General features: G+C 67.5%; 1 pseudogene. It reads left to right on the top strand.

The window, feature by feature from the left end:
- Positions 1-268 (top strand): annotated as a pseudogene (locus MKD49_RS25990) (hypothetical protein); the annotation flags it as partial.

Below are 268 nucleotides of genomic sequence, written 5' to 3'. Positions count from 1 at the left end.
GATTCACGCCGACGTCGGCAAGCTCGAGGCGTCGTACTCGGCAACGATCTACGGCAACACCGAGCCCGCTCCGGTCTCCGATTACGACCTCTCGCTGTACCTGCGGCCCAGCCGATACGCCGAGGCGGACAAGTTCTTCGGGTTCGCGGCAACGGAATTCGGTTCCTACCCGCCCTCGGAGAAGCTGCTCGCCGAGGTCTCGTCCTGGGTCGGGGCGCGGCTGAGCTACGTCCCGGGCAGCAGCGACCCCATCGACGGCGCGGTCGAC

It is taken from the genome of Herbaspirillum sp. WGmk3 (assembly GCF_023952535.1).
In the GTDB taxonomy this organism is placed as follows: Bacteria; Pseudomonadota; Gammaproteobacteria; order Burkholderiales; family Burkholderiaceae_D; genus Herbaspirillum; species Herbaspirillum huttiense.
Note: the sequence above shows the minus strand (reverse complement) of the source record. Positions and strands in the feature narration are given on the sequence as shown.